Genomic DNA, 25817 nt, shown 5'->3' with positions numbered 1-25817 from the left:
CGGCGAATTTCCGCCAGTCGCTACCGGACGACGATCTTCTCCGCCCGCATCGAATCCTTGACCTGGCCGATGGTCAGATCGCCGAAGTGGAACACGCTGGCCGCGAGCACCGCGTCGGCGCCCGCGTGCACCGCAGGGGCGAAGTGCTCGACCGCGCCGGCGCCGCCGCTGGCGATCACCGGGACGGTGACCGCCGCCCGCACGGCACGGATCATCGACAGGTCGAAACCGGCCTTGGTGCCATCAGCGTCCATGGAATTGAGCAGGATCTCGCCGACACCGAGTTCGGCGCCGCGCACGGCCCATTCGACGGCGTCGATGCCGGTGCCGCGTTTGCCGCCGTGGGTGGTCACCTCCCACCCGGAGGGGGTGTCGGGTTGCCCCTGCGGCACGGTGCGCGCGTCCACCGAAAGCACGATGCACTGGGAGCCGAATCGCTCGGACATCTCGCGCAGCACCTCCGGCCGCGCGATCGCGGCGGTGTTCACCGAGACCTTGTCCGCGCCCGCGCGCAGCAGGCGGTCCACGTCCTCGACCGTGCGCACCCCGCCGCCCACGGTGAGCGGGATGAAGATCTGCTCGGCGGTGCGGGTCACCACGTCGATCATGGTGCCGCGGTCGCCGGTGGAGGCGGTCACGTCGAGGAAGGTCAGCTCGTCGGCGCCCTGCGCGTCGTAGAGCGCGGCCAGTTCGACGGGATCACCCGCGTCCCGCAGGTTCTCGAAGTTGACGCCCTTCACCACGCGTCCCGCGTCGACGTCCAGACACGGGATCACCCGTACGGCCAACGTCATTGCCTCACCCTTTCTCCGCGGCCGCCGGATCGGCGACCGTGCAGATCATGTCGAGCAGTTCCTCGTGCACGCCGGGCGCGGCCGCGAGCACGGAGCCGGAGGCGATGGTCCACGGCTCGCCCACCAGGTCGGTGACCACTCCGCCCGCCGCGCGCACCAGCGCGACGCCCGCCGCGTTGTCCCAGGGATGGTGCCCGAACACGATCGCGCCGCCGAGCACGCCCGAGGCGGTGAACGCCAGATCGATGCCGGTCGAGCCGTGCATGCGCACCCGGGAGGACAGCCTGCTCAGCGGGCCGAGCAGGTCGAAGCGGAACTGGCCGGGGATGCGGCCGTGCGAGTCGACGTTGAACGCGCCGAAACCGATCATCGCCTCGGCCAGCTTGCCGCGCGGCAGCGGCGGCAGCGGTCGCCCGTCCAGCAGCACTGGGCCTCCGGTCATGGCGGCGTAGCGGCGGTCGAGCAGCGGCAGCCAGGTCAGCCCGAGCACCGGCTCGCCGTCGCGAACCAGCGCGAGCAACATGCCGGAGAGCGGATGCCCGGACGAGTAGTTGAAGGTGCCGTCGATCGGGTCGAGCACCCATGCGGTGCCCGAGGTGAGTTGCGGTCCGCCGAACTCCTCACCATGCACCTCGATGCCGGTGCGTCTGCGCAGTTCGGCGGAGACGGTGCGTTCCAGTTCCAAGTCCAGCTCGGTGGCGAAGTCGTTGCGGCCCTTGGCGACCGCGCTCGGCGCGCCGATGCCCTCGATGAACCGCGGGCGCACCGAGTCCAGGATCTCGCTCGCCTCCGCGAGCAGTGCCGACAGCTCCTGGGTCATCTCACCGCGGCCAGCGCCTCGGGCAGGGTGAACCGGCCCGCGTAGAGCGCCTTGCCGACGATCGACCCCTCGACGCCTTCCGGCACCAGTTCGGCGATCGCGACCAGGTCCGCGATGGTGGAGACGCCGCCGGAGGCGATCACCGGGGCGTCGGTGGCCGCGCAGACCTCGCGCAGCAGGTCCAGGTTCGGGCCGGTGAGCGTGCCGTCCTTGGTCACGTCGGTCACCACGTAGCGCGAGCAGCCGTCGCGCTCCAAGCGCTCGAGCACCTCCCACAGGTCGCCGCCGTCGCTCACCCAGCCGCGTCCCCGCAACCGGTGTTCGCCGTCGACGATGCGCACGTCGAGGCCGACGGCGATGCGCTCGCCGTGGCGGGCGATGGCCTTCGCGCACCAGACCGGGTCCTCCAACGCGGCGGTACCGAGGTTGACCCGGGCGCAACCGGTGCTCAGGGCCGCTTCCAGGCTCTCGTCGTCGCGGATGCCTCCGGACAGTTCCACCTTGACGTCGAGTTCGCCGACGACGCCGGCGAGCAGTTCCCGGTTCGAGCCGCGCCCGAAGGCCGCGTCCAGGTCGACCAGGTGCACCCATTCCGCGCCGGCTTCCTGCCAGGCCAGCGCCGCCTCACGAGGCGAGCCGTAGCTGGTTTCGCTTCCGGCTTCTCCTTGCACGAGGCGCACGGCCTCTCCGTTGGCGACATCGACGGCGGGTAGCAGCACAAGACTCACGAGAGCAGCCTAGTGGTTACCCGGCCGCGTCCGAGTGCAGGGCCTGGGCGGATGGGAGCTCGATCACGGATTCGGGCCGATCGACGCGAGCCGGTGGCCGCCGGTGTGCGACCCAGCCTGGCGGGTACCCCGCGGACCTTCACCTGCGCGACGTCCACGCGGCCACCTCGCCAAAATTTGTTGGCTGCGCCCACAATCTGTTAAGTTGGCGTAGCCAATGTTGGAATCACCAACGTTATCCTGAAAGGTGCGTTCGATGCGCAAAGTCCGGCTCGCCCTCCCCCTGCTGACCCTCCCGCTGGCCGCACTCACCGCCGCCTGCGCCTCGGCCACCGCGACGCCGACGGCGGAGGTGCGCGAACTGCTGGACCGCGGGCAGATCACCGCGTTGGTCGACCGGCTCGGTCGCGCCCTGGACGAGGGACGATTCGACGAACTGCGGACGATCTACACCCCCGACGCGACCGCGAAGACACCCGGCGGCACGGCCGAGGGCCGCGACGCGCTGATCGCCCAGGCGAGCCGCAACCACGGCGAACATCTGCGCATCCAGCACGTCATCGGCAATGTGCTGATCGACCTGCGCGGCGACACGGCGGAGGTGCGGGCCAACCTGATCGCCACCTTCGCGCTCGCCGCCTCCGACGGCACACCTCCGCAGCCGGTCTACACCCTCGGCGAGGTCTACCGCTTCGACGCGATCCGCACCGGCGAAGGGTGGCGTCTGTCCCGGGTGCAGACGACCCCGATCTGGTCCACCGGCACGCGCCCGTGATCAGGGGCGCGTCGAACACGCGAGAGCGGTTCCGGGCCGCAGCGGCGAGCACGGCCGTCACCACGGCCGCCGCGATCCGCGCACCCCGGTCGACCTGGACCTCCCTTCGCCGTCCGTTCGATCTCGGTGAGCGTGGGCGTGGGCGTGCTCCGGCGGTCGAACAGGATCCAGCCCCGCGGTCACGAATAGCGCCGAGTTACTGCCGCCCGGTCCGGTGCGCAGGCGACACCGTGCCCGCGATCAGGGCGCAGCGTCGGCGCTGCGCCGAGGTGAGGTCCTCGCCGGGGACGGTGCTCGCGAATCGCTCGATGGTTTCAGCGAAGCCGGGATGTCGTGATCCGCCGCGAGATCGCCGCGATCCCCGGTGGCGCGGGCGGTATCGTCTCCGCTCGGCGATCACCCCGGTCGCCGCTTCCATTTCGCACCGAGGAAGTGCATGTCACGATCCAAACTCGCTGCCGCCCTGTCTCTTTCGGCAGCCGCATGCTCCGCGGCCTTCGTCGCCGCTCCCGCCGCCACCGCCGCCCCGCCCGAGGAGGCGCGGCTGGCGGGATGCGAATTCGGTTCCGCCGCGGCGACCTACGACTACGCGCGGTTCGGCGACCACGCGCGGCGGATGCTCGACCTCAGCACCGGGGAATTCCGGACCGAGTTCGAGAACTTCCGCGCCAACATCCAGTCGAGCGCGGAGGCCGCGCACATTCGCGCCGAGGCCAACTCGGCCGATTGCCGCATCGTCTCGGGTGACGACAACCGGGCCGAGGTGGACGTCGACGTGGTACGGACGGTGACCAGCGACGAGACCGACGGTCTCCCGCAGACCAGCCGCATGTCGATGACCGTGACGGTGGACCGGGTCGACGGGCGCTGGCTGGTCAGCAAGGTCAGGAAGCACTGACCGGACGGCCGGTCTCGGGCGCTCGGTGCGCGGGACCGGCCTACAGCGCGTTCACCCAGTTGCGCAGCAGGTGTGCACCCGCGTCACCGGACTTCTCCGGGTGGAACTGGGTCGCCGACAGCGCACCGTTCTCCACCGCCGCCAGGAACGGCACTCCGTGCTCGGCCCAGGTCAGCTTGGGTGCGGCGAAGTGCTCGCTGGGCGGCAGATCCCACGTCTGGGCGGCGTAGGAGTGCACGAAGTAGAACCGGGTGTCGGCGTCGAGGCCCGCGAACAGCACGCTGTCGGACGGGGCGGAGACGGTGTTCCACCCCATGTGCGGCAGCACCGGCGCGGACAGCCGTTCGACCGTGCCGGGCCATTCGGCGCACCCGTCGGTCTCCTCGCCGAACTCGACGCCGCGCTCGAACAGGATCTGCATGCCGACGCAGATGCCGAGCACCGGCCGCCCGCCTGCCAGCCGCTGACCGATCAGGCGCTCGCCCCGCACCCCGCGCAGTCCCGCCATGCACGCGCCGAACGCTCCGACGCCGGGCACGACCAGACCGTCGGCGGCCAGCACCGCTTCGGGGTCGGCGGTCACCTCCACCCGCGCGCCCGCCCTCGCCAGCGCTCGTTCGGCGGAGTGCAGGTTTCCGGAGCCGTAGTCGAGCAGGGCCACGGACTTGCCGCTCACAGGGTTCCCTTCGTCGACGGAATCCCGCTCACCCGGGGATCGAGTTCCACCGCGGTGCGCAGCGCACGCGCCACCGCCTTGAACTCGGCCTCGGTGACGTGGTGCTGGTCGCGGCCGTAGAGCACCCGCACGTGCAGCGCGATGCGCGCGTTCAGCGCGATCGACTCGAAGACGTGGCGGTTGAGCACCGTTGAGTACGGCGCGCCGGGCCCGGAACCGGGAATCACCGTGTGCAGCAGGTGATCCGGCTCGCCGGTGTGCACGCAGTAGGGGCGGCCGGACACGTCGACCGCGGCGTGCGCCAGCGTCTCGTCCATCGGGATGTAGGCGTCGCCGAACCGGCGAATGCCCGCCTTGTCGCCCAGCGCCTTGCCCAGTGCCTGACCGAACACGATCGCGGTGTCCTCGACCGTGTGATGCGCCTCGATCTCGATGTCGCCCTCCGCGCGCACGGTCAGGTCGAAGCTCGCGTGCGCGCCGAGCGCGGTCAGCATGTGGTCGTAGAAGGGGACGCCGGTGGCGATCTCGGTCTTGCCGGTGCCGTCGAGATCCAGCTCGACCACGATGCTGGATTCCTTGGTGACCCGCTCCACCCGGGCGGTCCTACTCATGCTCACGTCCAATCGAATCGTCGCCTAGGGATGTCCGGCGCTGGTTCATCGCGGCGCCAGGTCGGTGCCCGCCAGCAGTCCGCTGACCCGCAACAGTTCGTCGTTCTCGGCGGCTAGGCCGATCGTGGTGCGCAGGTAGCCGGGCAGGCCGACATCACGGATCAGCACGCCGTGATCGAGGTAGCGCTGCCAGCTGCGCGCCGCGTCGGTGAAGCGGCCGAACAGCAGGAAGTTGGCGTCGCTGGGGATCACGTCGTAACCGAGTTCTCGCAGCGCCGCCGCCACCCGGTCGCGCTGCGCGGCCAGTTCGGCGACGCTGCCGAGGGTCTCCTCGGCGTGCCGCAGGGCGGCGCGCGCGGCGGCCTGGGTGACCACCGACAGGTGGTAGGGCAGCCGCACCAACAGCATCGCGTCGATCACCGCGGGTGCGGCGACCAGATAGCCCAGACGCCCACCGGCGAACGCGAAGGCCTTGCTCATCGTCCTGGTCACCACGAGCTTCGCGGGGAAACGGTCGATCAGCCCGATGGCGCTCGGCTGCGCGGAGAATTCGCCGTAGGCCTCGTCGACCACCACGATGCCGGGGGCGGCCGCGAGGATGCGCGCGAGGTCGTCCTGCGGGATGCTGTGCCCGGTGGGATTGTTCGGGCTGGTCACGAACACCACATCCGGCCTGCGCTCGGCGATGGCGGCCAGCGCGTGCTCGATGTCGAGGGAGAAGTCGGCGTTGCGCTTGGCCTCGATCCACTCGGTGTCGATGCCCTCGGAGATGATCGGGTGCATCGAGTACGAGGGCACGAAACCCAGTGCGCTGCGGCCCGGTCCGCCGAAGGCCTGCAGCAGCTGCTGCAGGATCTCGTTGGAGCCGTTGGCCGCCCAGACGTTGCCGGTCTGCACCGCGACACCGGTCTGCGCGGTCAGATACCGCGCCAGGTCGGTGCGCAGCGCGACGGCGTCGCGGTCCGGATAGCGGTGCAGGTCCGCGGCGGCCGCCCGGATCGATTCGGCGACATCGTCGATCAGCGCCCGGCTCGGCGGATGCGGGTTCTCGTTCGTGTTCAACTGCACGGGGACCGTCAATTGCGGTGCGCCGTAGGGTTTCCTGCCACGCAGGTTCTCCCGCAGCGGCAGATCTTCCAGGGTCAGGTCCGCGCCGGGCGCGCTCACCGCGCGCGTCACGACAGGGCCTCGAAACGCGCCTGCACGGCCTGGCCGTGTGCGGGCAGGTCCTCGGCGTTCGCCAGCGCCACCACGTGGCCTGCCACGTCCTTCAGCGCCGCTTCGGTGTACTCCACGACGTGGATGCCGCGCAGGAAGGTCTGCACGCTCAGGCCGGAGGAGTGCCGCGCGCAGCCCGCGGTGGGCAGCACGTGGTTGGAGCCCGCGCAGTAGTCACCGAGGCTGACCGGCGCGTACGCGCCGACGAACACCGCGCCGGCGCTGCGCACCCTGGCCGCGACCGCGGGCGCGTCGGCGGTCTGGATCTCCAGGTGCTCGGCGGCGTAGGCGTTCACCACGCGCAGGCCCTGCTCGATGTCGTCGACCAGGACGGTGCCGGACTGCTTGCCGCGCAGCGCCTCGGTCACCCGGTGGGCGTGCTTGACCACGGCCAGTTGCGTGGTGAGCGCCGCGTCCACCGCGTCGGCCAGCTGCTCGCTGTCGGTGACCAGCACGCTCGCGGCGAGGACATCGTGCTCGGCCTGGCTGATCAGGTCGGCGGCGACGTGCACCGGATCGGCGGTCGCGTCGGCGAGGATGGCGATCTCGGTGGGCCCCGCCTCGGCGTCGATGCCGACCAGGCCGCGGCACAGCCGCTTGGCCGCGGTGACGTAGATGTTGCCCGGCCCGGTGATCAGATCGACCGGTTCCAGCTGCGCGCCATCGGCGTCGACGCCGCCGTAGGACAGCAGCGCGACGCCCTGGGCGCCGCCGACCGCCCACACCTCGTCGACGCCGAGCAGTTGCGCGGCGGCCAGGATGGTGGGGTGCGGCAGCCCGCCGAACTGGGCCTGCGGCGGCGAGGCCACCACCAGCGAGCCGACGCCCGCGGTCTGCGCGGGCACCGCGTTCATCACGACGCTGGACGGGTAGACGGCGTTCCCGCCCGGCACGTACAGGCCGACCCGCTCGACGGGCACCCAGCGCTCGGTGACGGTGCCGCCCGGCACCACCTCGGTGGTCTTGTCGGCGCGCCGCTGGTCGGCGTGCACCTTGCGCGCCCTGGCGATGGATTCCTCCAGCGCGGCGCGGACCGCCGGATCCAGCCGCTCCAGCGCGGCTTCCAGCTCGGCCGCGGGCACCCGCACCGTCGCCGGGATGACCCCGTCGAAGCGCTCGCTGAACTCCAGCGCCGCCGACACACCGTGATCACGGATCGCCTCGACCACCGGGCGCACCTGATGCAGCACCGAGTCCACGTCGACTCCCCCGCGCGGCAGCGCGGCGCGCAGCTCGGCGACGGAGGGAGTACGACCGCGCAGATCGACGCGGGCGAGCTCGATGCGGGTTGTCATGTGGTGTCGGTCCTTGTCTCCAGCTGATTCCGCAACAGGAAAGTTGCCGCTACCAGCCTAATGGGCCGACGCCAGCCGTTATCCGCGTGGTCCGGGCGGCGGGGCCGCAGTGGACCCATGTGCGCAGGTCCGGGCGGCGGGGTGTTCTCGCGGCGCGCCGAGTCCGGCACCGCTCTCGATCTATCGCGGGGGGTGCGCCGGGTTCACGCGTCAGCGGGTGTCGCTGTCGATGAGCACAGACCCGTTTCCGGGATTGATCAACCGGAGCGTCACCGACTTGTTCCGGCTCCCGTAGGACACGCTGGCCACGTTGACGTCCACCGAACCGTCCGCGTTGACGCCCGAACCGCCGCCGGTGTCGACGGTGTTGAACGTCGACACCCGATTCTGCGTCCAATAGTCCTCGAAGGCTTGCTGGCTGCCGTATACCTGCTGGGCAGCGGGGGTCAGCTGTTTCCAAGCAGCGGAGAAGCTCGAGTACGTCAGATTGTTGTAGAAGTTCACCACTAGATCGATGGACTGCCGCGAGTCGGCCTTGCCGACGCTCTTCGTCTCCCCGACCGAGGCGGCGGCCGACGTCGTGTTCGCGCCTGGGCGCGTCGACGCGACCACGGAAGACGTGCTGCCCTGGGCCGTGCTGGTGCCCGAACCCGACGAACTCATCATGTTCACCACGATGGCCCCGACGACGGCGACCGCGCCGATCAGTGCGCCGATCAAGATCGCGCGACGTTTGCCGCCCGAGCCCTGCCGGGACTGCGGCCGCGGCTGGGCCATGGTGCGGGGGTGCGTCGCGGTGTCCGGGTGGGCGGGTGGCGGCGGGGGGACCGGACGGGAGCGCGGCTGGCGCTCGGTCGGCGTGTAAGGCGTCGACGCCATCGCCGAAGGCCGCAGCTCGCGGGTCGCCGATTCGGACTGGCCCGCCCTCGGCCGGGCGAATGCCTCGCTGGCGGGCACGAATCCGGCGGCCACCGGGGCCGGGCCCGCGTCGGCGAACGCGGCGAGGTGCTCGCGCGCCGCCCGCATGCTCGGACGCTCGCGCGGCTCGGGGCTGAGCAGGTCGAGCAGGAAGTCCGTGGCGGGGCCCGCGTTGCGCGGTTCGCTCAGCTGACCGTTCGCGGCCGCGTAGAGCACCGCGAGCGGATTGGAGCCCGCACCGTAGGGCGGTTCGCCCTCGAGCGCGTGGAACAGCGTGGCGCCCAGCGCGAACACATCGGAGGCGGGACTCGGATCGGAGCCACGGGCGACCTCGGGCGCGAGGTAGGCGGCGGTGCCGCAGATCAGCCCGGTCTCGGTGAGGGTGACGTCGCCGGTGGCGCGGGAGATGCCGAAGTCGGTGATCTTCACCGTGCCGTGATCGTCGAGCAGGATGTTGCCCGGTTTCACGTCACGGTGCACGATGCCCGCCTGATGCGCGGCGATCAGCGCCGAGGCGACCTGCTCGCCGATCCGCGCGACCTGGGTCAGCGGCAAGGTGCCCTGCGCGGCGATCACCGCGGCGAGGCTCTTGGACTTCAAGTACTCCATCACCAGGCAGGGGTCGCCCTCGTGCTCGGTGATGTCGAACACGACGATCGCGTTCGGATGCTGGAAGCGGGCGGCGTTGCGGGCCTCCCGGATCGCGCGCTGGCGTACCACGTCGCGTTCGGCCTCGGGCAGGCTCGGCTGGATGTGGATCTGCTTGACGGCCACGGAGCGCTGGAGGCGTTCGTCGACGGCACGCCAGACCACGCCCGTGCCGCCGCTACCAATCCGCTCGACCAGGCGGTAATGCTCCGCGATCAACTGACCGGTATCGATGGCGCCTACTCCGAACCTTCTCGAAATCGTGACATCCCGCATATTGATTACTCACGCGGTCCGGGGATGAGTGTAGCGGGCGTAGGAATGCTCGCACGCGTCAGCCGGGCCTTCACACTGCCTCGAATCGCCCGAAAGGGACTAACCGCGAGCACGCAGCATCCGGCCCGCCGCGTCCACCGCGGGAGCCGAACTGCCCGCGTCGCTGATGAACACGGAAAAGGCCAGGTCGCCGTCGATGCCGACGAACCAGCCGTGGGCGTGGGCGTCATCGATGTACTCCGCGGTGCCCGTTTTGCCGAGCAGGCCGGGAATGTCGCGCAATTGGGTCGCGGTGCCACCGGTGACGGTCTCGCGCATCATGGCTTTCAGCTGGTCGTCGACCTGCGGCGGCAGCGCGTCCGAGGTGCGGTCCGGGGTGCCCGGCTTGCCCGCGACCAGGGTGGGCGCGGGCACCGAGCCGCGAGCGATGGACGCGGCGACCAGGGCCATGCCGAACGGCGACGCTGTCACCTGCCCTTGACCGATCGCCGACTCCACACGTAACGCGGAGGTCTCGGCCGCGGGCACCTTCCCCGTGACCGTGGTCAGGCCCGGTGTGACGTAATCGATGCCGAGGCCGAGTTGTGTGGCCGCTTTCGTCAGCGCGTCGGCGGGCAATCGCACGGCGAGGGCGCCCATCGTGGTGTTGCACGAGCGGGCGAACGCGGTGTGCAGCGGAACCGCGCCGAGATCGAAATTGTTGTCGTTGGGGATGCGGCGACCCTCGATGTTCGCGGTGCCGGGGCAGGGCAGCACGGTGTCGGGTGTGACCGTCCCCGCCTGCAACGCGGCGGAGACGGTGACCGTCTTGAACGTCGAACCCGGCGGGTACAGCCCGGTCAGCGCGATCGGGCCCTGCGCGTCGGCGGGGGCGTTCTGCGCGATCGCGACGACCTCGCCGGTCGACGGACGCAGGGCGACGATCGCCGCGGGCTGTGCGATCGGGGCGAGCGCCGCCTCGGCCGCGCGCTGCAAGCCGAGATCGAGCGTGGTCGCGATGTCGGCGGTGGGCGTGGGATCCGTTCCCGCGACCCGCTCGGTGCCCTGCGGCGTCTGGGCGCGCACGGCCCACCCGGCGTGCGCGTCGGCGGACTGCTGCCACAACTCGGCCAGTCCGGACAGGGTCGGGGCGGCCAACGCCTTGTCGGTCGTCAGCAGGCGGGTCTGCGGCGCGAGGGTGACACCGGGCAGCGCGGCCAGGCGGTCTCGGATCGGGGCGAGATCGGAATCGCGCAAGGTGATCGCGGTGATCGGCTTTCCTTGCGCCGCCGCCAGTTCCGTTTGCACCGACCCGGCGGTGAGGCCGGGCGCGAGCGGGCCGAGCAGATCCGCGACCGCGGGGATGTCGGCGCCGGGGCCGACGTCGACCAGCGTGACGACCTGTTCGGTCATCAGCTCGCCGCCTGCGGAATCGAGGATGCGGGCCGGTTGCGGATAAACCCTGCCGTAGCTCAACGGCCCGGCCGCGAGCCCGGGGGCGACCGTGGCGGGATCCCACTTCACCCGCCATCCGTTCCCGTCGTCGTGCGCGGCGCCGTTGGTGGTGTAGGTCCACTCCGACTTGCCGTCCGCGCCCAGCTTCCAGGTGGCGGCCAGGGCGAAGCGGTTGTCGTCGACCGAGCGGACGTCGAAGCGCACGTCCTTGCCGAGGCCGTCGTACAGCGCGCCGAGGGTGTCGGCGGCTACGGCCGGATTGTCGGTGAGCGCGGCCGCGGCGGCGATATCGTCGCGGTTCAACGCCTCGGCGAACTGCCCTGCCACGGTATCGGGCTGGTCCGGCCCTGACGAGCAGGCGGCGACCACGAGCAGCGGTGCGGCGAACAGGACGAGGGCTTTCCGGTTGGTACGCACCCGACGACCATAATGGGCGCAGCCGGACATCACCGGTCAACAGCCCGCTCGCGGGGTCAGTCGCGTATCCACGGAGCATTCGCGAGTGCGGCGGCATCGGCCTCGGTGAGGTCGATGTCGAACACCTCCGCGAGGACCTTGGGCAGCTCGGTCGGCTCCAGTTCCCTTGTGTTGCCGGTGCCGTCGGGGTACTCGGTGACGAGCGTGGTGCCGTCCAGCACGTGGTGGGCCTCCGGGTGGAAACGCTGCACGAACGGCCGGGTGGTGAACGGGGAACGCGGCGAGGTCGACACGAAATGGTTGCCGACGGCGTAGTCGATGCCGTACTGCGGATTCAAGGTGAAACTGTACCGGTCGATCCAACCGTCTCGGCCGAATTGGTGCAGTACCCACAGGTCGGAATCCAGCTCGCCGCGCCTGCTCTCCAGCCGGAACTGCCAGTCGCCGCCGGTGAATTCGCCCGCGGACAACTCGAACGGCACCAGCGGTCCGGCGCCGAAGCCGACGTCGCACAGCCAGACGCGGTCGTCGTCGGCGGTCGTCACGCGCAGCAAGGCATGGGTGGCAGGCCGCAGCGCCGTGCCCGCGCCCATGCTCACGCGACCGCTGAGGCCGGTGACACCGAATCCGAGCCGTTCCAGCGCGGCCGCGAACAGTCCGACGTTCTCGTAGCAGTAACCGCCGCGGCGGCGCCGCACGAGTTTGTCCTGCAAGGTCGCCAGATCCAGGGGGATCGACCGGCCCAGGATGATCTCCAGGTTCTCGAACGGGATCGCGGTGGTGTGCGCCCGCACCAGCTCGTGCAGCGTCCGGACGGTGGGGGCGCGCTCGCCGTCGAACCCGATCCGGGCCAGGTAGGCGTCCAGATCGAGATCCGCTCCGTTCCAGTGGTAAGCCGGGTCGGCGGGTTTGCTCATCGCGTCCTCACTTCGTCGTCGGTTCTTCTCGGTCAACTGCGCGCAACGGCGATCGTGTTCCCTCACGCCGCGCACTTCGCGCCCGGCGGGGCGGCCGGTGCGGTGACGACGTCGTGCGCGACGTCCACGAGGTAGTCGCGATCCGGGCCGTCGACCGGCTCCGCGCCGAGCAGCAGGCGCTCGACGACGCAACCGCCCTCGAAGAGGGCCGGTCCGACGCTGTGGTCGCCGGGAACCACTTGCCCGTTCAGATCGCGCCCGGTCACGACGGTGTACATCGAGGTGGGTCGGCCCGCGGCGAGCAGCCCCGCGCGCATCTCGACGCTGGTGGCATACGGCACCACGTCGTCGGCGGTGCCGTGCACGAGAAACGCCCGCCGCACGTCCATCCGGGCCGCCAGCAGCGCGGGCGAGCGTTCGGCGTAGGCGAGCGGGCAGGTGGCGGGCGGGCAGCCACCCGCGTCGCGCTCGATCTGCGCGGGCAGCGCCGGATCCACGGACCCGGCGCCCAACCACATCGTGAAATCGTCGGCGGGACCGTAATTGTCGACCCAGTAGTCGAACATCCCGCGCGGGCCGTGCGCCACCGCGAGACCACTGGTGATGCCGCCCTGGCTCCAGCCCCACAGCACCGTGCGGGTGATCGAGCGATGGGTATCCCGGTACCACGTGGTCGCGGCGACGATGTCGCGCCACCCTGCCCACAGATTCCATTCTCCGGTGCGCCACATGCTCTGCGCCGAGCGCAGATCCATCGACAGGATCGGCGTCGCGGTGCGCCGGGCGATCGACTCGAGGTAGCCCGCGAAATCGGCCGACGACCCGTCGTGCCCGTGCACCGCGACCACGAGCGCGTGCGCGGTCGCGTCGTCCTCGGCGCACCGATAGGGCTCGTATACCCGGCCGGTCGCCTCCTCCCCGTCCACGGTCAGCGAAACAGGGCGCACCGCCACATCGACGGCGCAGTCCCCATCCGCCGAAACTCGTGGCGCCACAAGAACTGTCGTCAGGAGCACACCGGCCAACGCGCAGCACGATACGAGAGATGCCCATCGCATCCCTGGATGATGTCACGCCGTCAGCGCGGCATCGCGGCGCAGGCGCGCCACGACGAGCAGTCCGCCCGCTGCGGCCGCGAGGCCGACCACCACACCGAACGCGATGACACCTGCGCTCAATCCATAAGCGTCGCCGAGAAACCCGGCGGCCAGCGGTAGCACCGCGGCGGGGAGATACCCCCCGACGTTCTGCGCGGCGTTGGCCTCGGCCAGCCGCTCGCCCGGCACGCTCGCGCTGATCGCCGTCAGTCCGCCGAACTGGCCGAGCCCCTGACCGGCACCGGCGAGCACGGCCGCCGTCACGAACAGCGGAAGCGAGGTCGCGACCAGTGAGAGCACCAGCGCGGCCATGCTCGTCACGGTCGCGATCGTGCCGCCGAGCAGGATGACGCCCACACCGAACCGCCGGGCCGCGAACTGGACTCCGGTCGCGGCCAGGAACATCGCGAACGCCACCGCACCGGCGAGCACCCGGTCGGCGACACCGAGCAGATGTGCCAGCACCGACGGCCCCAGCGACAGGACGAACGACGTCGCGGTGATGCCCGGTCCGAACACCGCGATCCCCAGCAGCACCGCGGTGCGGCCTTCCCTTACGACCGACGGGATCCGGATCCACGGTCCGCGCCCGCCGGCACCGGCGGGCAGAGGCAACCGGGCCACTACCGCGAAAGCCGCAGTGAGCACGGCGATCTCGACCAGGAAGACCGTCACCGTCGGGCCGGGCAGCGCTTCGGACAGGATGCCTGCCAGCAATGGCCCGCTCCCGGCTCCCAGCACCATCGCCGTGGACGCGGCCAGCGCGGCGACCCGTTTGCGGTCGGACCCGCCCACATCGGTGACCGCCGCCATTCCCGCCGACACCGTCGCGCCGACCGCCAGGCCGGTCAGCAGCCGCGCCAGGGCCAGCAGCGGGACCGACTGCGCGACCGCGAACAATACACAGGCCGCCACCGCCGCCGCCACCGCGGGCAGCAGCACCGGTTTGCGACCCACCCGGTCCGACACCACGCCCGCGACCAGCAGCGCACCCAGCAATCCGGCGATGTAGCAGGCGAACACCGCGGTCAGCGTCCCGGCGGAGAAGCCGATCGCCCGCTGCCACACCACGTACAGCGGGGTCGGCGCGTTCGACAACACGAACACCGCGAACACCGGCCACGCCGCCGCCCACACCGAACGTCCGCCCGTCCGTGGTGCTTCCGTGCGTGGCACCGTCACCGTCGATCCCATCACCACTCCTTGGTTCGAATTTTTTCGTACTGGTACGACAGTAATCGAACTTAGCGCCTAGTACGATAGAAGTCGTACAAGTCGTCCGAAATCCGAGGAGAACGCGATGCCAGCGGCCGCCGACACCGCCGATGCCACCTCCGTCCTGCCCGAGCCGGCCCGCGCCGACCTGCGACTGGATCACGTGCTGGCCGCGCTGAGCGACCCGCTGCGCCTGACCATGGTCCGCCGGTTGCTACTGGACTCCCCCGACACCGACCGGTCGTGCTCCTGGTTCGGCATCGATCGCCCCAAATCCACGTTGACGCACCACTTCCGGGTCCTGCGCGAGGCGGGCGTCACCCGGCAGCGACGCTACGGACTCGAACGCCGCAGCCAGGTCCGCGTCGACGATCTCGAGGCGCGCTTTCCCGGCTTGCTCGACCTGGTCCGCGCCTGGGAGCCCGCCGACTGATCCAGAACTTTGGGGCAGGACCCGACGCCCGAGATCGCCGCGACCTGGCGCGAACAACTGCTCGCCAGGCGGAACGAATTGCGCGGCGGGTCCTTTCGCGACGCCGCCGTGGCCCTGTGCGCGCTGGTCGCCGTGGCCGACGACGCGACGTCGGCGGCGGACGCGGCACCGTCGCCGAACTGGTCGCGGCGGATCCGGTGCTGCGCAACTTCCCGGTCGACGACTTGCGCGCCTTGTTCGAGGACAACTGCGATCGGCTGGCGAACGATCCGGTCCTCGGCTGCGCGCACGTGCTGCGGCAGATCGCCAAAGCGATGCACAAGCCGGCCGAGGCGGACGCGGTCGTCCGCACCGGCATCCTGATCGGCGGCGAGGCGGGCGCGTGCGGCCCGGCGGCGAGGCGGGCGCGTGCGGCCCGGCGGCGACCGAGGCCGTCCCCGACGCCTGCCGGACGCTGCACCCGGCTCCGGAGCGCTTCGGCCTCTGACCCGACGGTGCGAACGCTACGATTCGCCTATGCGTTCGATTGATGTCGCCGAGCGGCGCGCCCGGCTGGCGGTGCGACACCGGCTGGCCATCCCGGAGCGGGCCGGACAGGTCGCGGAGATCGCCCGCTCGCTGGTCGCCCTGCACGCGACCGATCCGGCGACTGTCTTTCTCTCCGTCGCGGCCCGCGCCGAGGGGCTGGCGCCCGCGGATGTCGAACAGGCGCTCTACGACGACCGTTCGCTGCTGCGGATGCTGGCCATGCGCCGCACCATGTTCGTCGTGCCGGTGGAGCTGGTCGCGATCCTGCAGGGTTCGTGCGCGGACGCGCTGGCGCACAAACAGCGGCGCACCTACGGCAAGTACCTGGAACAGGCGGGCATCGGGGACGGCGATGTGCGGCGCTGGTGGGCCGAAGTCGAGACCGAGACGCACAAGGCGCTGCTCGATCGCGGCGCGGCGACCGGCGCGCAGCTGAGCAAGGACGTCCCCCGCTTGCGCACCCAGGTGAACACCGCGCCGGACAAGCCGTATTCGAAGCCGACGAACATCACCACCTGGGTACTGGTGACGCTCGGCTGCGAAGGCCGCATCGTGCGCGGGCGGCCGAACGGCAGTTGGACCAGCAGCCAGTACACCTGGGCGCCGATCGAATCGTGGTTGCCGGACCCCGTCCCCGTGATTCCGGCCGCAGAAGCCCGCGCCGAGCTGGTCCGCCGCTGGTTGCGCGCGTTCGGTCCCGCGCCGGTGTCCGACATCAAGTGGTGGACCGGGTGGACGCTGGGCGAGGTGCGCGCGGCGCTCGGCGCGCTCGAGCTGATCGAGGTCGACCTCGACGGCGTGACGGGCGTACTACTGGCCGACGACGCGGAGCCGGTCGCCGCCCCGGAGCCATGGGCGGCATTGCTTCCCGCGCTCGATCCGACGCCCATGGGCTGGCAGGCTCGAGAATGGTTCCTCGGCCCCCACGCACCGAACCTGTTCGATCGCAACGGGAACATCGGGCCCACCGTCTGGTGGGACGGGCGCATCGTGGGCGGCTGGGCGCAGCGCGGTGACGGCGAGATCGTCTACCGCCTGCTCGAAGACGTGGGGACCGACGCCGAGGCGATGATCGCCGCGCAGGCGCAGCGAGTCGCCGAATGGTACGGCGACGTGCGCGCCATTCCCCGTTTCCGGACGCCGCTGGAACGGGAACTCACCGCCTGACCGAGCGCCCCGGCGCACCGCCGGGTAGCTCGGGCGACATGGAGATTCGCGCATTCGCCGAGTCCGACCGAGCCACGCTGCGCGGCTTGCGCGTTCGGGCGGGTACCTACATGTCCAGTCCGAGGTCGAGGACGCGGACCGAGTGGGTGAGCGCGCCGACGGCCAGGTAGTCGACGCCGGTGCGGGCGTAGTCGGCGGCGACGTCCAGGCTCAGGCCGCCGGAGGACTCCAGTTTCGTCCGCGGTGACGCGGCGTTGCGGCGCTGCACTGCCGCCTGGGTCTGCCAGAGCGGGAAATTGTCCAGCAGTACCAGTTCCACGTTCTCGGCGAGCACGGCGTCGAGCTGTTCGAGGCTGTCGACCTCGACCTCGCAGGCGATGTCGGGGGCGGCGGCGCGGACCGCGCGCAGCGCCTCGACCACCGACCCCGCGGCGACCACGTGGTTGTCCTTGATCAGGGCGGCGTCGCCGAGACCCATCCGGTGGTTGACGCCGCCGCCGACCCGCACGGCGTACTTCTGCAGCGCGCGCAGTCCGGGCAGCGTCTTGCGGCTGTCCCGGATGCGGCAGCGGGTGCCCGCGACGGCGTCCACCCAGGCGGCTGTCGCCGTCGCGATGCCGGACAGATGGCACACCAGGTTGAGCATGGTGCGCTCCGCGGTGAGCAGCCCACGGGTGGGCGCGATCAAGGTCAGCACGGACTGTCCGGGCGACACCCGGGTGCCGTCGGCGACGCGGTCGGTGATCTCGTAGGCGTCCGCGCCGATCACCTCGTCGAGCACCAGCAGCCCGGCGTCGAGCCCGGCCACGGTTCCCGGTTCCCGCGACACCACCGATGCCTTGATCACCGCGTCCGCGGGCACGGTGGCCGTCGTCGTGACGTCCGGGCCGTAGCGCAGGTCCTCGTCCAGCGCGGCGCGGATGACGCGCAGCACCTCGTCGCGATCCAGGGCGTCGTCCAGAGCCATCGAAGCGTTCCTCTCTGACCGAGCGGGGTTCTCGCGGTCCACCGGATGCCGCGCTCGGTGCGTGTGGTCAGGGAATGGGGGCGTACTCGGGGACGCCGTCGCCGTTGAGCCGGATCGGGAGGCTGTGGCGGAGTTCGGGCAGGGCGTCCGGGTGATCGGACCGGGTGTGACAGCCGCGGCTCTCGGTGCGGGCGAGCGCGGCCAGCAGCAGCGCGCGGGCCGCGAGAGTGAGTGCGGCGTCCTCGATTCCGGCGATCGGGTGGGTGGCGGCGGCGAGCGTGTCGCGGTTGGTGACCACGTCGTCGAGTCGCTTGAGCGCTTCCGCGAGTCCGGCGCGGTCGCGGACCACCGAGGCGTGCGTGGTCATCAGGTGCTGCACTACGTCGCGGTCGACGTATTCGGCTACGCGAGTGGGAATCTCACTCACCCGGGCCCGCTCACCGAGCCGCTCGGCGGCGGCGGCTCCGGCACGCTCGCCGACCACCAGCCCCTCCAGCAGACTGTTGGACGCCAACCGGTTCGCCCCGTGCAGTCCGGTGCGCGCGACCTCTCCGGCCGCGTACAGGCCGGGCACTCCGGTACGGCCGTGAGTGTCGGTGACGACGCCCCCGCACTGGTAATGCGCGGCAGGCGCGACCGGGATGAGGTCGGTGCGCGGATCGATGCCCGCCGCCAGGCACGAGGCGGTGATCGTCGGAAACCGCTGCGGGAAACCGTCGATCGAGCGGGCGTCGAGATAGACGTGCTCGGTGCCCAGCGCCCGCATGCGCGCGGCGATGGCGCGGGAGACGACATCGCGAGGCGCGAGATCGCCCCGTGGATGCACCCCCTCGGTCACCGCGTTGCCTTCGGTGTCGACCAATGTCGCGCCTTCGCCGCGCACCGCTTCGCTGATCAGCGGCCTGCGCCCGATACCGCCCGGGGTGTACAGCACCGTCGGGTGGAACTGCACGAATTCGAGGTCGGCGACGGCGGCACCGGCCCACAGCCCGAGCGCGATGCCGTCGGCGGTGGCGCCCGGCGGATTGGTGCTCAGCGCGTACAACTGGCCGAGCCCGCCGGTGGCCAGCAACACAGCGGGCGCGTGCACGACACCGAAACCTCGGTCCGACAGCGCGACCACGCCCCGCACACCGTTCGGCCCCGTGACGATCTCGCCGACGGCCGCGCCGAACAGCACCGGCAAGCCGGCTTCGTTCAGCGCCCGCTGCACCTCGGCGCCGGTGGCGTCGCCCCCGGCATGGATGATCCGGCGGGTGCTGTGGCCGCCCTCGCGGGTCCGCGAGATCTGGCCGTCGCGGCCGAGGTCGAACACCGCGCCCAGGTCGGTCAGCGCGGCCACCGCGTCCTGCCCGCCCTCGACGATGGAGCGCACGGCGTCCACGTCGCACAGGCCGACGCCCGCCTCCACCGTGTCGTGCACGTGTGACTCGACCGAGTCACCGTGCGGCGCCACGACGGCGATGCCGCCCTGGGCGTACTGGGTGGACGTATCCGTCGGCCCGCCCTTGCTGAGCGTGAGCACCCGCAGCCCGCGCAGTGACGCGGTGCGCGCCGCGGTCAGTCCCGCGACGCCACCGCCGATCACGACCAGATCGGCCTCGGCCTCCCAGTCGATGGAAACCCGGGTTGTCATCGCCCCGCGCCTCTCTGTCTTCCGATCCGCGAACGTTCCGCGGCGCGGGCGCTGTGGTCAGCGCGTTGCGCCGGAGAGCGACCCGCCGCCGCGAGGGCAGCGGTCGGACTCATTCACCGCCGCCGGGATTGCCGATCGCGATCATCCGCTGCACCGAGTTGCGGCCCAGCGCGGCGGTTTCCGGATCGACGTGGACCTCGTCACGGCCCTCGACCAGGCAGCGCAGCAGGGCCGCCGGAGTGATCATCTTCATGTACTTGCAGGACGCCCGGTCGTTCACGGCCTGGAAGTCGATGCCGGGGGCGGCCTTGCGCAGCTGGTGCAGCATGCCGACCTCGGTGGCCACGAGCACCTGATTCGACTTCGCCGCCTTGGCCGCGTCGATCATGCCTCCGGTGGACAGGATGTGCACCCGATCGGCCGGGAACGCTCCCTCGCCCGCGAGGTACAGCGCCGAGGTGGCGCACCCGCATTCGGGGTGCACGAACAGTTCCGCGTCCGGGTGGGTACGCGCCTGCTCGGTGAGCTCGTCGCCGTTGATGCCCGCGTGCACGTGGCACTCGCCCGCCCAGATGTGCATGTTCGTGCGGCCGGTGACCCGCTTGACGTGCGCGCCGAGGAACTGGTCCGGCAGGAACAGCACCTCGCGGTCCGGGTCGATCGAGGCGACCACGTCCACCGCGTTGGAGGAGGTGCAGCAGATGTCGGTGAGCGCCTTCACCTCGGCCGTGGTGTTCACGTAGGACACGACCACCGCGTTCGGGTGCTCGGCCTTCCAGGCGCGCAGTTCGTCGGCGCTGATCGAATCCGCGAGCGAACATCCCGCACGCTGATCGGGGATGAGCACGGTCTTCGCCGGGCTCAGGATCTTGGCGGTCTCGGCCATGAAGTGCACGCCGCAGAACACGATGGTGTCCTCGGGCGCCTCGGCCGCGATCCGCGACAGCGCCAGCGAGTCGCCGACGTGGTCGGCCACGTCCTGGATCTCCGGCAGCTGATAGTTGTGCGCCAGGATTGTCGCGTTGCGCTCCCTGGCCAGACGCTTGACTTCCTGCGCCCACTCCGGCGTCGCCTCGACACCCGCGAACCCGGAGGGTCCGTCGAACACCTGCCCCATCAGCGGGGGCGCCAGTTTCGCACCCGTCGTCGCCATGGATGGCTCCCTTCCTCGTGCGGTCGGCTACACCGCCGATTCGCACCAAACCAGGTTTTCGACTTATAATCGAAAACGTGGCCCATAGTAGCACCATCCACGAATCGCTCACCGCGGTGTTCCAGGTTCGTCGCTACCCCCGGGACATCGCCGCAGGTCACGCCCCTGCCGACCGGGCAGAAGGCATGCTGCTACGTTGCCCGCCCGACCAGCGGACCGAACTCGCGGTGTTGTTGTGGGAACGCGCACTCGACCCGCAGAAGGGCACCTGGTCGCTCCCCGGCGGACGTCTCGGCGACGACGAGGACCTCGACGCCTCCGCGCGCCGCCAGCTCGCCGAGAAGGTCGACGTGCGCGAGCTGAGTCATCTGGAACAGCTCTCCGTGTTCAGCGCCCCCGACCGGGTGCCGAGCCCGCGCCGCATCGCCTCGGCCTACCTCGGGCTGGTCCCGCTGACCGCCGACCCGCAGCTGCCCCCGGACACCGCCTGGCACCCGGTGTCGGCACTGCCGGACATGTCCTTCGACCACCGCACGGTAGTCGACCACGCCCGCACCCGGCTGGCGGCGAAACTGTCCTACACCAACATCGCCTTCGCTCTCGCGCCGGACCGGTTCACCATGTCGACACTGCGCGAAATCTATTGCGCCGCACTCGGTTACGACGTGGACACTACGAACCTTCAGCGAGTTCTCTCCCGCCGCAAGGTGATCACCCCCACCGGAGCCACCGCCGCCCCCGGCCGCGCGGGCGGCCGCCCCGCCGCGGTGTACCGCTTCACCGACTCCGGCCTGCGCGTGACAGACGAATTCGCGGCGCTGCGCCCACCCGGCCCTTCGTAACCGGCCGGAAAGCCGGCGATATCGGCGGGTACGCCAGATGCCGGCCGCGGAAGCGGCGGTCAGGCATCGCTCAGCCTTCTGCCGCAGTCTTGCGATGCTTGTCCCGGCGACGGTACTGCCGTTTGCTCGGAATGGGCCGCGCCGCATTACCGCGCCGCAGCGCATCCCGCCGCCGCCACGCCGCCAGATCGGCCCGTTCGCCCCGCGCAGAAGCCGCCCCGTCCTCCACCGCGTGCGCGGTCTTCACCACCCCAGCCCCTTTCCGACAACCCTCGGCCACTCCGGCCGCCCACCATATCCTCGCGCCCACGTCGGCTCCAACGGGTTTTCAAGATCAGCGGCACATGGTTGCGGCGTTTCGCGAGAAGGCCCTCCGTCGTGTGCCGTTGATCATGAGGAGGCGTCGAGGAAGGCGACGATCGCCGGGAGGTCGGGGCGGTAGGCGGAGGTGGTGTCGACCTCGAGTGTCGGCGCGTCGAGGGAGATGCGCTGGAAGGCGGCGGGTGCGGGGTGGTCTGGATCGTCGTGGGCGCGGCGGAGCGGATCCGAACGGTGGCGCTGGTGGATTCGCTGTGTCGCGAGAGCTGGATCGATCGTGCAGTGCACGATGCGGAGCTGGGCGTGGGCGCGCAGCGGTGTGAGGCCGGGACGCCACAGCCGGTCTTGGAAGGCGGCTTCGGCCACCACCGTGACACCGGCCCGCAGGAGCAGTTCCAGCGTCTGGAAGAACACCGGCAGCGTGCGGAGGTTCAGCTCGTTCGAGCGGCTCGGGGCGTAGTTCTCCGTCGCGTGGACCATGCCCTCCTTGATCTCGTCCCGGCAGATGGCTGGGCAGCCGATCGCCCGGGCGAGAGCGTGCGCGAGCGTCGTCTTGCCCGACCCCGGCGGGCCACTGACGACGACGAGGGTGGGGAGCCTGGGCGATCCGTCGCTCATATCGGCACCGTAACTCGTGCGCCGCTGCGGCAGCCGAGAACTCGTCCGCGCCGGTGGCGGGTTGCCCGCGCGGATCCGGCGACCCGGCCGGGCTCGCCGGCGCGAGGCTCGCCAGCAGCGCGCACGAAGTTCGCACCGAGACCCCAGGTCGGTCAGGCGGTCTTCATCTGCGGACCGGGCGGCGGAGCTTCGGTCCGCTGCGTTAGGCGCGACCCGGCCCAGAAGGCCAACTCCACCAACCAGAACAACAGGAGGAACACCGTCACCACGGTCGCGGGAACGGCGAGGAAGAACACCGAAGGGACCGCGACGACGACGAACCGGGCGACGTCGCCCGCACTCGCGCCGCGTAACCGGTGCGCCGCGCGCACGGCCGCCCACATCATCCAGCGGCGTGGCAGGGAGACTCCGAGTTCGTGCAGGCATCGGCGGAAGATGCCGTCGGCGTCGGCCACGCCGACCGTGTTCGTGCTCAGCAGGTAGTCGTGCAGGATGGCGGCACGGGTATAGCTGCCGTAGCGGGGAATCAGCCAGATCAACGGGCGCGGCACCGAGGCGAAGTCCGTCCGGAAACCAGCTGGGACCACGAATTCCTCACTCGCACCGCGATAGACCATTGGTTCGGTCACCCGCCAGAACTTGGCGTCGAGCTCTTCGACGACCGGACCGCCACCCACGAAGGCCACGTCCCATTCCTTCCCAGCACGCCACGAGTTCCCGACCCCGAAGTGGTTCGGAAAGCCTTCCCCGTCGCGGCGACGTGCCGGACGACGCGTCAGCGGCGCTGGCGATATTCGGGCAGCGAATATCCCTCTGGGGCAGGCTGGTAGCCACCATAGGGCAGCTCTGCGCTGCTCGCAGCGTCACCATAGGGCATGAAGGCGCCCTGGCCGTCGTAGGAGGCTTCCTCCTTCCGGGCGGCGCGGCGGCCACTGCCGAGATCCGCCGAGGTACTCAGCGCCGCGAGGAACAGCATGACGAACGACGCGATCAGCGGCTGCACGATCAGCGCGAGGTCGCTGCCGAGTTCGATCGGCAAGGTGACGATCTGGCCCACCGGCGGGTCGTGCGGGCGCGGATGCGACCACTCGGCGACCTGCTCCCCTACACCGGCCATCACCACCGCACCCAGGCCGGAACCGATCAGCAGGCCCAGCTGCAACAGCGGCCCACGCGCCGAGCGCCAGCGCCACACGGCCAGTGCGCACAGCAATCCGAGCACCGCCCCCGCGAGGACGAACAACGCCAGCGCGTCGAACTGATGCGCACTCTCCCCGGTCAGTCCGACACCGCGACCCGGCTCGACCACGAGCAGCCGCTCGGTCGGCGCGAGCAGGCCCCAGCCGACACCGGCGAGCGCGCTCACCACCACCACGGCGACGGCGACCACAGCCGCCGCCCGCACCTCACCGCGCAACGGCGACGCCACTAGCGGCGTTCCAGTTCGGCCGAGTCGACGACGCCGTGCCGGGAGCACTTGGCCCACCAGCCGTCCGGGCTCACCTGCACGATCATGCGGCGTCCGCACTGTTCGCAGAAGCGCGGCGGCTCCAGGCCCAGCGCGGCGGCGGCCGGGATCGCGTCGTCGAGGCCCGGCACGATTCGCTTGCCGGTGAACGGGTTGTAGCGCTCGTCCATGTCCATGACAGTACTCATGCTCGCTCGCCTCTTCGTCGCAACCGAGCCGGTCAGAGCGTTTCGTTGAGCGCCTTGATCGGCATCTTCAGCTCGCCGAGCAGGTCCAGGTCCTGTTCGGCCGGGCGGCCGAGGGTGGTCAGGTAGTTGCCGACGATGACGGCGTTGATGCCGCCCAGGATGCCCTGCTTGGCGCCGAGGTCACCGAGGGTGATCTCCCGGCCGCCCGCGAAGCGCAGCATGGTGCGCGGCAGCGCGAGCCGGAACGCGGCCACGGCGCGCAGCGCGTCGGACGCGGGCAGCACCTCCAGGTCGCCGAAGGGCGTACCCGGACGCGGGTTGAGGAAGTTCAGCGGCACCTCGTCGGGCTCGAGTTGGGCCAGGTTCGCGGCGAACTCGGCGCGTTGCTCCAGCGTCTCGCCCATGCCGAGGATGCCGCCGCAGCAGACCTCCATGCCCGCTTCGCGGACCATGCGCAGGGTGTCCCAGCGCTCCTCCCAGGTGTGCGTTGTCACCACGTTCGGGAAGTAGGACCGCGAGGTCTCCAGGTTGTGGTTGTAGCGGTGCACACCCATGGCGGCCAACTGGTCCACCTGCTCCTGGGTGAGCATGCCCAGCGAGCAGGCGACCTGGATGTCCACCTCGTTGCGAATCGCCTCGACACCGGCGGCCACCTGGGCCATCAGGCGCTCGTCGGGACCGCGCACGGCCGCCACGATGCAGAACTCGGTGGCGCCGGTCTTCGCGGTCTGCTTGGCGGCTTCCACCAGGCTGGGAATGTCCAGCCACGCGGCGCGCACCGGCGACTGGAACAGGCCCGACTGCGAGCAGAAGTGGCAGTCCTCCGGGCAACCGCCGGTCTTGAGGCTGATGATGCCCTCGACCTCGACCTCGGGGCCGCACCACTTCATGCGCACCTCGTGCGCCAGGGCGAGCAACTCCTCCAGCCGGTCGTCACCGAGCCGTAGCACCTCCAGCGTCTGCTCCTGGGTCAGCCCCACCCCGCGCTCGAGCACCTGCTCGCGGGCGATCGACAAGATTTCGGTGTCTACAGGTGCCTGGGTCACTGCACGAATCCCTTCGTCCGGCCGAGGTGGCCGTGCAACTTGAACGGTGTTCAGGCTAGGGTAGCGGTAGGAGTGAGTCAAAGCACGACGGGAAGGGCATCGAGTGCAGCTGCACCGGGCGGACGTGGTCGACGGAGCCATCGCGATTCTGGACCGATACGGCCTGGCCGACCTCACCATGCGCAGGTTGGCCGGCTCGCTCCAGGTGCAGCCCGGCGCGTTGTATTGGCACTTTCCGAACAAGCAGGCGCTGCTCGGCGCGGTCGCGGACAAGATCCTCGCGCCCATGGAGGACCCGATCGCGGCCGAGGAATGGTCCGGGCAGATCACCGAACTGGCGCACCGGCTGCGCGACTGCTTGCTGGCCTATCGCGACGGCGCCGAATTGGTGTCGGCGACCTACGCGTCCCGGCTCACCACGAGCAAAGGGCGAGAACGGCTGGTGAGCGCCGCCATCCGCGCGGGCATGCCGCGCCAGGAGGCCGAACTCGCGGCGTTCACGTTGCTCTACTACGTCCTCGGCGAGACCGTGGACGAGCAGTCCAGGATGCAGATGGACTCGGCGGGCGCCCTGCCGGAGGGCGCCTCGCCGTTGGAGGAGACCACCGACCCCACCGCCCGTTTCGACTTCGGCCTGCAATTGTTCGTCGCGGGTGTGCGGCACTTGCTCGGCACCCGCGTCCGCTGACGCCGGGCGGGTGACCGCGCCGTTCCGA

At 70.8% G+C, this 25817-nt stretch carries 28 protein-coding genes; 7 read left to right on the top strand and 21 right to left on the bottom strand.

Annotation, left to right across the window (positions count from 1 at the left end; genetic code table 11):
• Positions 1-20: 20 nt before the first annotated feature.
• From hisF to priA, 3 genes are read right to left on the bottom strand one after another with little or no spacing between them, the layout of a single operon-like run.
• Complete coding sequence (gene hisF, locus ACWESM_RS28045; protein WP_355078267.1) at positions 21-794, bottom strand: imidazole glycerol phosphate synthase subunit HisF; 774 nt, start codon at positions 792-794, stop codon at positions 21-23.
• 4 nt (positions 795-798) lie between these two features.
• Complete coding sequence (locus tag ACWESM_RS28040; protein ID WP_355078268.1) at positions 799-1614, bottom strand: inositol monophosphatase family protein; 816 nt, start codon at positions 1612-1614, stop codon at positions 799-801.
• Entirely contained in the window at positions 1611-2342 is a 732-nt protein-coding gene (gene priA, locus ACWESM_RS28035; RefSeq protein WP_355078269.1) for a bifunctional 1-(5-phosphoribosyl)-5-((5-phosphoribosylamino)methylideneamino)imidazole-4-carboxamide isomerase/phosphoribosylanthranilate isomerase PriA, read from the bottom strand. The genes ACWESM_RS28040 and priA overlap by 4 nt, the downstream gene beginning before the upstream one ends.
• Positions 2343-2598: 256 nt before the next feature.
• Here priA and ACWESM_RS28030 point away from each other — a divergent pair, with 256 nt between their 5' ends.
• Together ACWESM_RS28030 and ACWESM_RS28025 are read left to right on the top strand one after the other, a co-directional pair.
• The gene (locus tag ACWESM_RS28030; protein WP_397279429.1) at positions 2599-3117 is read left to right on the top strand and encodes a nuclear transport factor 2 family protein; all 519 of its coding nucleotides are present in this window, start codon (positions 2599-2601) and stop codon (positions 3115-3117) included.
• A 436-nt stretch (positions 3118-3553) separates the two neighbouring features.
• Complete coding sequence (locus ACWESM_RS28025; RefSeq protein ID WP_364430473.1) at positions 3554-4015, top strand: hypothetical protein; 462 nt, start codon at positions 3554-3556, stop codon at positions 4013-4015.
• Positions 4016-4055: 40 nt separating this feature from the next.
• Here ACWESM_RS28025 and hisH read toward each other — a convergent pair whose 3' ends face one another.
• From hisH to ACWESM_RS27980, 9 genes are all read right to left on the bottom strand, one after another.
• Positions 4056-4691, bottom strand: a complete 636-nt coding sequence (gene hisH, locus ACWESM_RS28020; protein WP_452494260.1) for an imidazole glycerol phosphate synthase subunit HisH — start codon at positions 4689-4691, stop codon at positions 4056-4058.
• Entirely contained in the window at positions 4688-5302 is a 615-nt protein-coding gene (hisB, locus tag ACWESM_RS28015) for an imidazoleglycerol-phosphate dehydratase HisB (protein ID WP_039797249.1), read from the bottom strand. The genes hisH and hisB overlap by 4 nt, the downstream gene beginning before the upstream one ends.
• A gap of 45 nt (positions 5303-5347) precedes the next feature.
• Positions 5348-6481: a histidinol-phosphate transaminase gene (locus ACWESM_RS28010; RefSeq protein ID WP_364430478.1), complete on the bottom strand. Its 1134-nt coding sequence runs from the start codon at positions 6479-6481 to the stop codon at positions 5348-5350.
• Entirely contained in the window at positions 6478-7815 is a 1338-nt protein-coding gene (hisD, locus tag ACWESM_RS28005) for a histidinol dehydrogenase (protein ID WP_452494258.1), read from the bottom strand. The genes ACWESM_RS28010 and hisD overlap by 4 nt, the downstream gene beginning before the upstream one ends.
• Positions 7816-8025: 210 nt before the next feature.
• On the bottom strand, positions 8026-9657 hold the full coding sequence (locus ACWESM_RS28000; RefSeq protein WP_364430482.1) for a serine/threonine-protein kinase: 1632 nt from the start codon (positions 9655-9657) through the stop codon (positions 8026-8028).
• Positions 9658-9756: 99 nt separating this feature from the next.
• Positions 9757-11538 carry a penicillin-binding transpeptidase domain-containing protein gene (locus ACWESM_RS27995; protein ID WP_397279436.1) on the bottom strand — a complete coding sequence of 594 codons (1782 nt, stop codon included), beginning with the start codon at positions 11536-11538 and terminating at the stop codon, positions 9757-9759.
• Positions 11539-11564: 26 nt separating this feature from the next.
• Positions 11565-12425, bottom strand: a complete 861-nt coding sequence (locus tag ACWESM_RS27990; protein WP_412806503.1) for an arylamine N-acetyltransferase family protein — start codon at positions 12423-12425, stop codon at positions 11565-11567.
• A 62-nt stretch (positions 12426-12487) separates the two neighbouring features.
• Positions 12488-13372: an alpha/beta hydrolase family protein gene (locus ACWESM_RS27985; RefSeq protein WP_355078278.1), complete on the bottom strand. Its 885-nt coding sequence runs from the start codon at positions 13370-13372 to the stop codon at positions 12488-12490.
• A gap of 123 nt (positions 13373-13495) precedes the next feature.
• Positions 13496-14716: an MFS transporter gene (locus tag ACWESM_RS27980; protein WP_452494255.1), complete on the bottom strand. Its 1221-nt coding sequence runs from the start codon at positions 14714-14716 to the stop codon at positions 13496-13498.
• A gap of 106 nt (positions 14717-14822) precedes the next feature.
• On the opposite strand from ACWESM_RS27980, the gene ACWESM_RS27975 reads away from it, so the two are divergent.
• The 3 genes from ACWESM_RS27975 (at position 14823) to ACWESM_RS27965 (ending at position 16865) form a co-directional block, all read left to right on the top strand.
• On the top strand, positions 14823-15170 hold the full coding sequence (locus ACWESM_RS27975; RefSeq protein WP_356967776.1) for an ArsR/SmtB family transcription factor: 348 nt from the start codon (positions 14823-14825) through the stop codon (positions 15168-15170).
• A gap of 116 nt (positions 15171-15286) precedes the next feature.
• Positions 15287-15700 (top strand): hypothetical protein, encoded by a 414-nt coding sequence (locus tag ACWESM_RS27970; RefSeq protein WP_452494253.1) that lies wholly within the window; start codon positions 15287-15289, stop codon positions 15698-15700.
• Entirely contained in the window at positions 15687-16865 is a 1179-nt protein-coding gene (locus ACWESM_RS27965) for a winged helix DNA-binding domain-containing protein (RefSeq protein WP_364430501.1), read from the top strand. The genes ACWESM_RS27970 and ACWESM_RS27965 overlap by 14 nt, the downstream gene beginning before the upstream one ends.
• Before the next feature lie 106 nt (positions 16866-16971).
• Here ACWESM_RS27965 and nadC read toward each other — a convergent pair whose 3' ends face one another.
• From nadC to nadA, 3 genes are all read right to left on the bottom strand, one after another.
• Positions 16972-17832 carry a carboxylating nicotinate-nucleotide diphosphorylase gene (gene nadC / locus ACWESM_RS27960; protein WP_355078283.1) on the bottom strand — a complete coding sequence of 287 codons (861 nt, stop codon included), beginning with the start codon at positions 17830-17832 and terminating at the stop codon, positions 16972-16974.
• A gap of 67 nt (positions 17833-17899) precedes the next feature.
• Positions 17900-19468, bottom strand: a complete 1569-nt coding sequence (locus ACWESM_RS27955) for an L-aspartate oxidase (RefSeq protein ID WP_364430506.1) — start codon at positions 19466-19468, stop codon at positions 17900-17902.
• Between the two features lie 109 nt (positions 19469-19577).
• Positions 19578-20621, bottom strand: a complete 1044-nt coding sequence (gene nadA, locus ACWESM_RS27950; protein WP_364430509.1) for a quinolinate synthase NadA — start codon at positions 20619-20621, stop codon at positions 19578-19580.
• A 77-nt stretch (positions 20622-20698) separates the two neighbouring features.
• On the opposite strand from nadA, the gene ACWESM_RS27945 reads away from it, so the two are divergent.
• Positions 20699-21463 (top strand): NUDIX hydrolase, encoded by a 765-nt coding sequence (locus ACWESM_RS27945; protein WP_364430512.1) that lies wholly within the window; start codon positions 20699-20701, stop codon positions 21461-21463.
• A 70-nt stretch (positions 21464-21533) separates the two neighbouring features.
• Here the strand turns inward: ACWESM_RS27945 and ACWESM_RS27940 are convergent, their stop codons facing one another.
• The 6 genes from ACWESM_RS27940 to bioB all read right to left on the bottom strand — a co-directional run bounded on the left by ACWESM_RS27940 (position 21534) and on the right by bioB (position 25101).
• Positions 21534-21713: a hypothetical protein gene (locus tag ACWESM_RS27940; protein WP_364430515.1), complete on the bottom strand. Its 180-nt coding sequence runs from the start codon at positions 21711-21713 to the stop codon at positions 21534-21536.
• A gap of 140 nt (positions 21714-21853) precedes the next feature.
• Positions 21854-22399 carry an AAA family ATPase gene (locus ACWESM_RS27935; RefSeq protein ID WP_355078287.1) on the bottom strand — a complete coding sequence of 182 codons (546 nt, stop codon included), beginning with the start codon at positions 22397-22399 and terminating at the stop codon, positions 21854-21856.
• Positions 22400-22551: 152 nt separating this feature from the next.
• Complete coding sequence (locus tag ACWESM_RS27930; protein ID WP_452494250.1) at positions 22552-23085, bottom strand: DUF1353 domain-containing protein; 534 nt, start codon at positions 23083-23085, stop codon at positions 22552-22554.
• An 89-nt stretch (positions 23086-23174) separates the two neighbouring features.
• Positions 23175-23828, bottom strand: a complete 654-nt coding sequence (locus ACWESM_RS27925) for a DUF2567 domain-containing protein (RefSeq protein WP_397279444.1) — start codon at positions 23826-23828, stop codon at positions 23175-23177.
• Positions 23828-24055, bottom strand: coding sequence for a biotin synthase auxiliary protein BsaP (gene bsaP, locus ACWESM_RS27920; RefSeq protein WP_355078290.1), 228 nt, complete (start codon positions 24053-24055; stop codon positions 23828-23830). The genes ACWESM_RS27925 and bsaP overlap by 1 nt, the downstream gene beginning before the upstream one ends.
• A gap of 32 nt (positions 24056-24087) precedes the next feature.
• Positions 24088-25101, bottom strand: a complete 1014-nt coding sequence (gene bioB, locus ACWESM_RS27915; protein ID WP_355078291.1) for a biotin synthase BioB — start codon at positions 25099-25101, stop codon at positions 24088-24090.
• 103 nt (positions 25102-25204) lie between these two features.
• Between bioB and ACWESM_RS27910 the strand changes: the two genes are divergently transcribed.
• Positions 25205-25789 (top strand): TetR/AcrR family transcriptional regulator C-terminal domain-containing protein, encoded by a 585-nt coding sequence (locus ACWESM_RS27910; RefSeq protein ID WP_355078292.1) that lies wholly within the window; start codon positions 25205-25207, stop codon positions 25787-25789.
• The last annotated feature ends 28 nt before the right edge of the window (positions 25790-25817 follow it).

It is taken from the genome of Nocardia sp. NPDC003999 (assembly GCF_053604885.1).
Note: the sequence above shows the minus strand (reverse complement) of the source record. Positions and strands in the feature narration are given on the sequence as shown.

Bases quoted from the DNA above. Each gene is read 5' to 3' on its own strand.
- hisF (WP_355078267.1), bottom strand. From the start codon at position 794: ATGACGTTGGCCGTACGGGTGATCCCGTGTCTGGACGTCGACGCGGGA.
- ACWESM_RS28040 (WP_355078268.1), bottom strand. From the start codon at position 1,614: ATGACCCAGGAGCTGTCGGCACTGCTCGCGGAGGCGAGCGAGATCCTG.
- ACWESM_RS28030 (WP_397279429.1), top strand. From the start codon at position 2,599: ATGCGCAAAGTCCGGCTCGCCCTCCCCCTGCTGACCCTCCCGCTGGCC.
- ACWESM_RS28025 (WP_364430473.1), top strand. From the start codon at position 3,554: ATGTCACGATCCAAACTCGCTGCCGCCCTGTCTCTTTCGGCAGCCGCA.
- hisB (WP_039797249.1), bottom strand. From the start codon at position 5,302: ATGAGTAGGACCGCCCGGGTGGAGCGGGTCACCAAGGAATCCAGCATC.
- hisD (WP_452494258.1), bottom strand. From the start codon at position 7,815: ATGACAACCCGCATCGAGCTCGCCCGCGTCGATCTGCGCGGTCGTACT.
- ACWESM_RS28000 (WP_364430482.1), bottom strand. From the start codon at position 9,657: ATGCGGGATGTCACGATTTCGAGAAGGTTCGGAGTAGGCGCCATCGAT.
- ACWESM_RS27995 (WP_397279436.1), bottom strand. From the start codon at position 11,538: ATGTCCGGCTGCGCCCATTATGGTCGTCGGGTGCGTACCAACCGGAAA.
- ACWESM_RS27990 (WP_412806503.1), bottom strand. From the start codon at position 12,425: ATGAGCAAACCCGCCGACCCGGCTTACCACTGGAACGGAGCGGATCTC.
- ACWESM_RS27980 (WP_452494255.1), bottom strand. From the start codon at position 14,716: ATGGGATCGACGGTGACGGTGCCACGCACGGAAGCACCACGGACGGGC.
- ACWESM_RS27975 (WP_356967776.1), top strand. From the start codon at position 14,823: ATGCCAGCGGCCGCCGACACCGCCGATGCCACCTCCGTCCTGCCCGAG.
- ACWESM_RS27965 (WP_364430501.1), top strand. From the start codon at position 15,687: ATGCGTTCGATTGATGTCGCCGAGCGGCGCGCCCGGCTGGCGGTGCGA.
- nadC (WP_355078283.1), bottom strand. From the start codon at position 17,832: ATGGCTCTGGACGACGCCCTGGATCGCGACGAGGTGCTGCGCGTCATC.
- ACWESM_RS27955 (WP_364430506.1), bottom strand. From the start codon at position 19,468: ATGACAACCCGGGTTTCCATCGACTGGGAGGCCGAGGCCGATCTGGTC.
- nadA (WP_364430509.1), bottom strand. From the start codon at position 20,621: ATGGCGACGACGGGTGCGAAACTGGCGCCCCCGCTGATGGGGCAGGTG.
- ACWESM_RS27935 (WP_355078287.1), bottom strand. From the start codon at position 22,399: ATGAGCGACGGATCGCCCAGGCTCCCCACCCTCGTCGTCGTCAGTGGC.
- bsaP (WP_355078290.1), bottom strand. From the start codon at position 24,055: ATGAGTACTGTCATGGACATGGACGAGCGCTACAACCCGTTCACCGGC.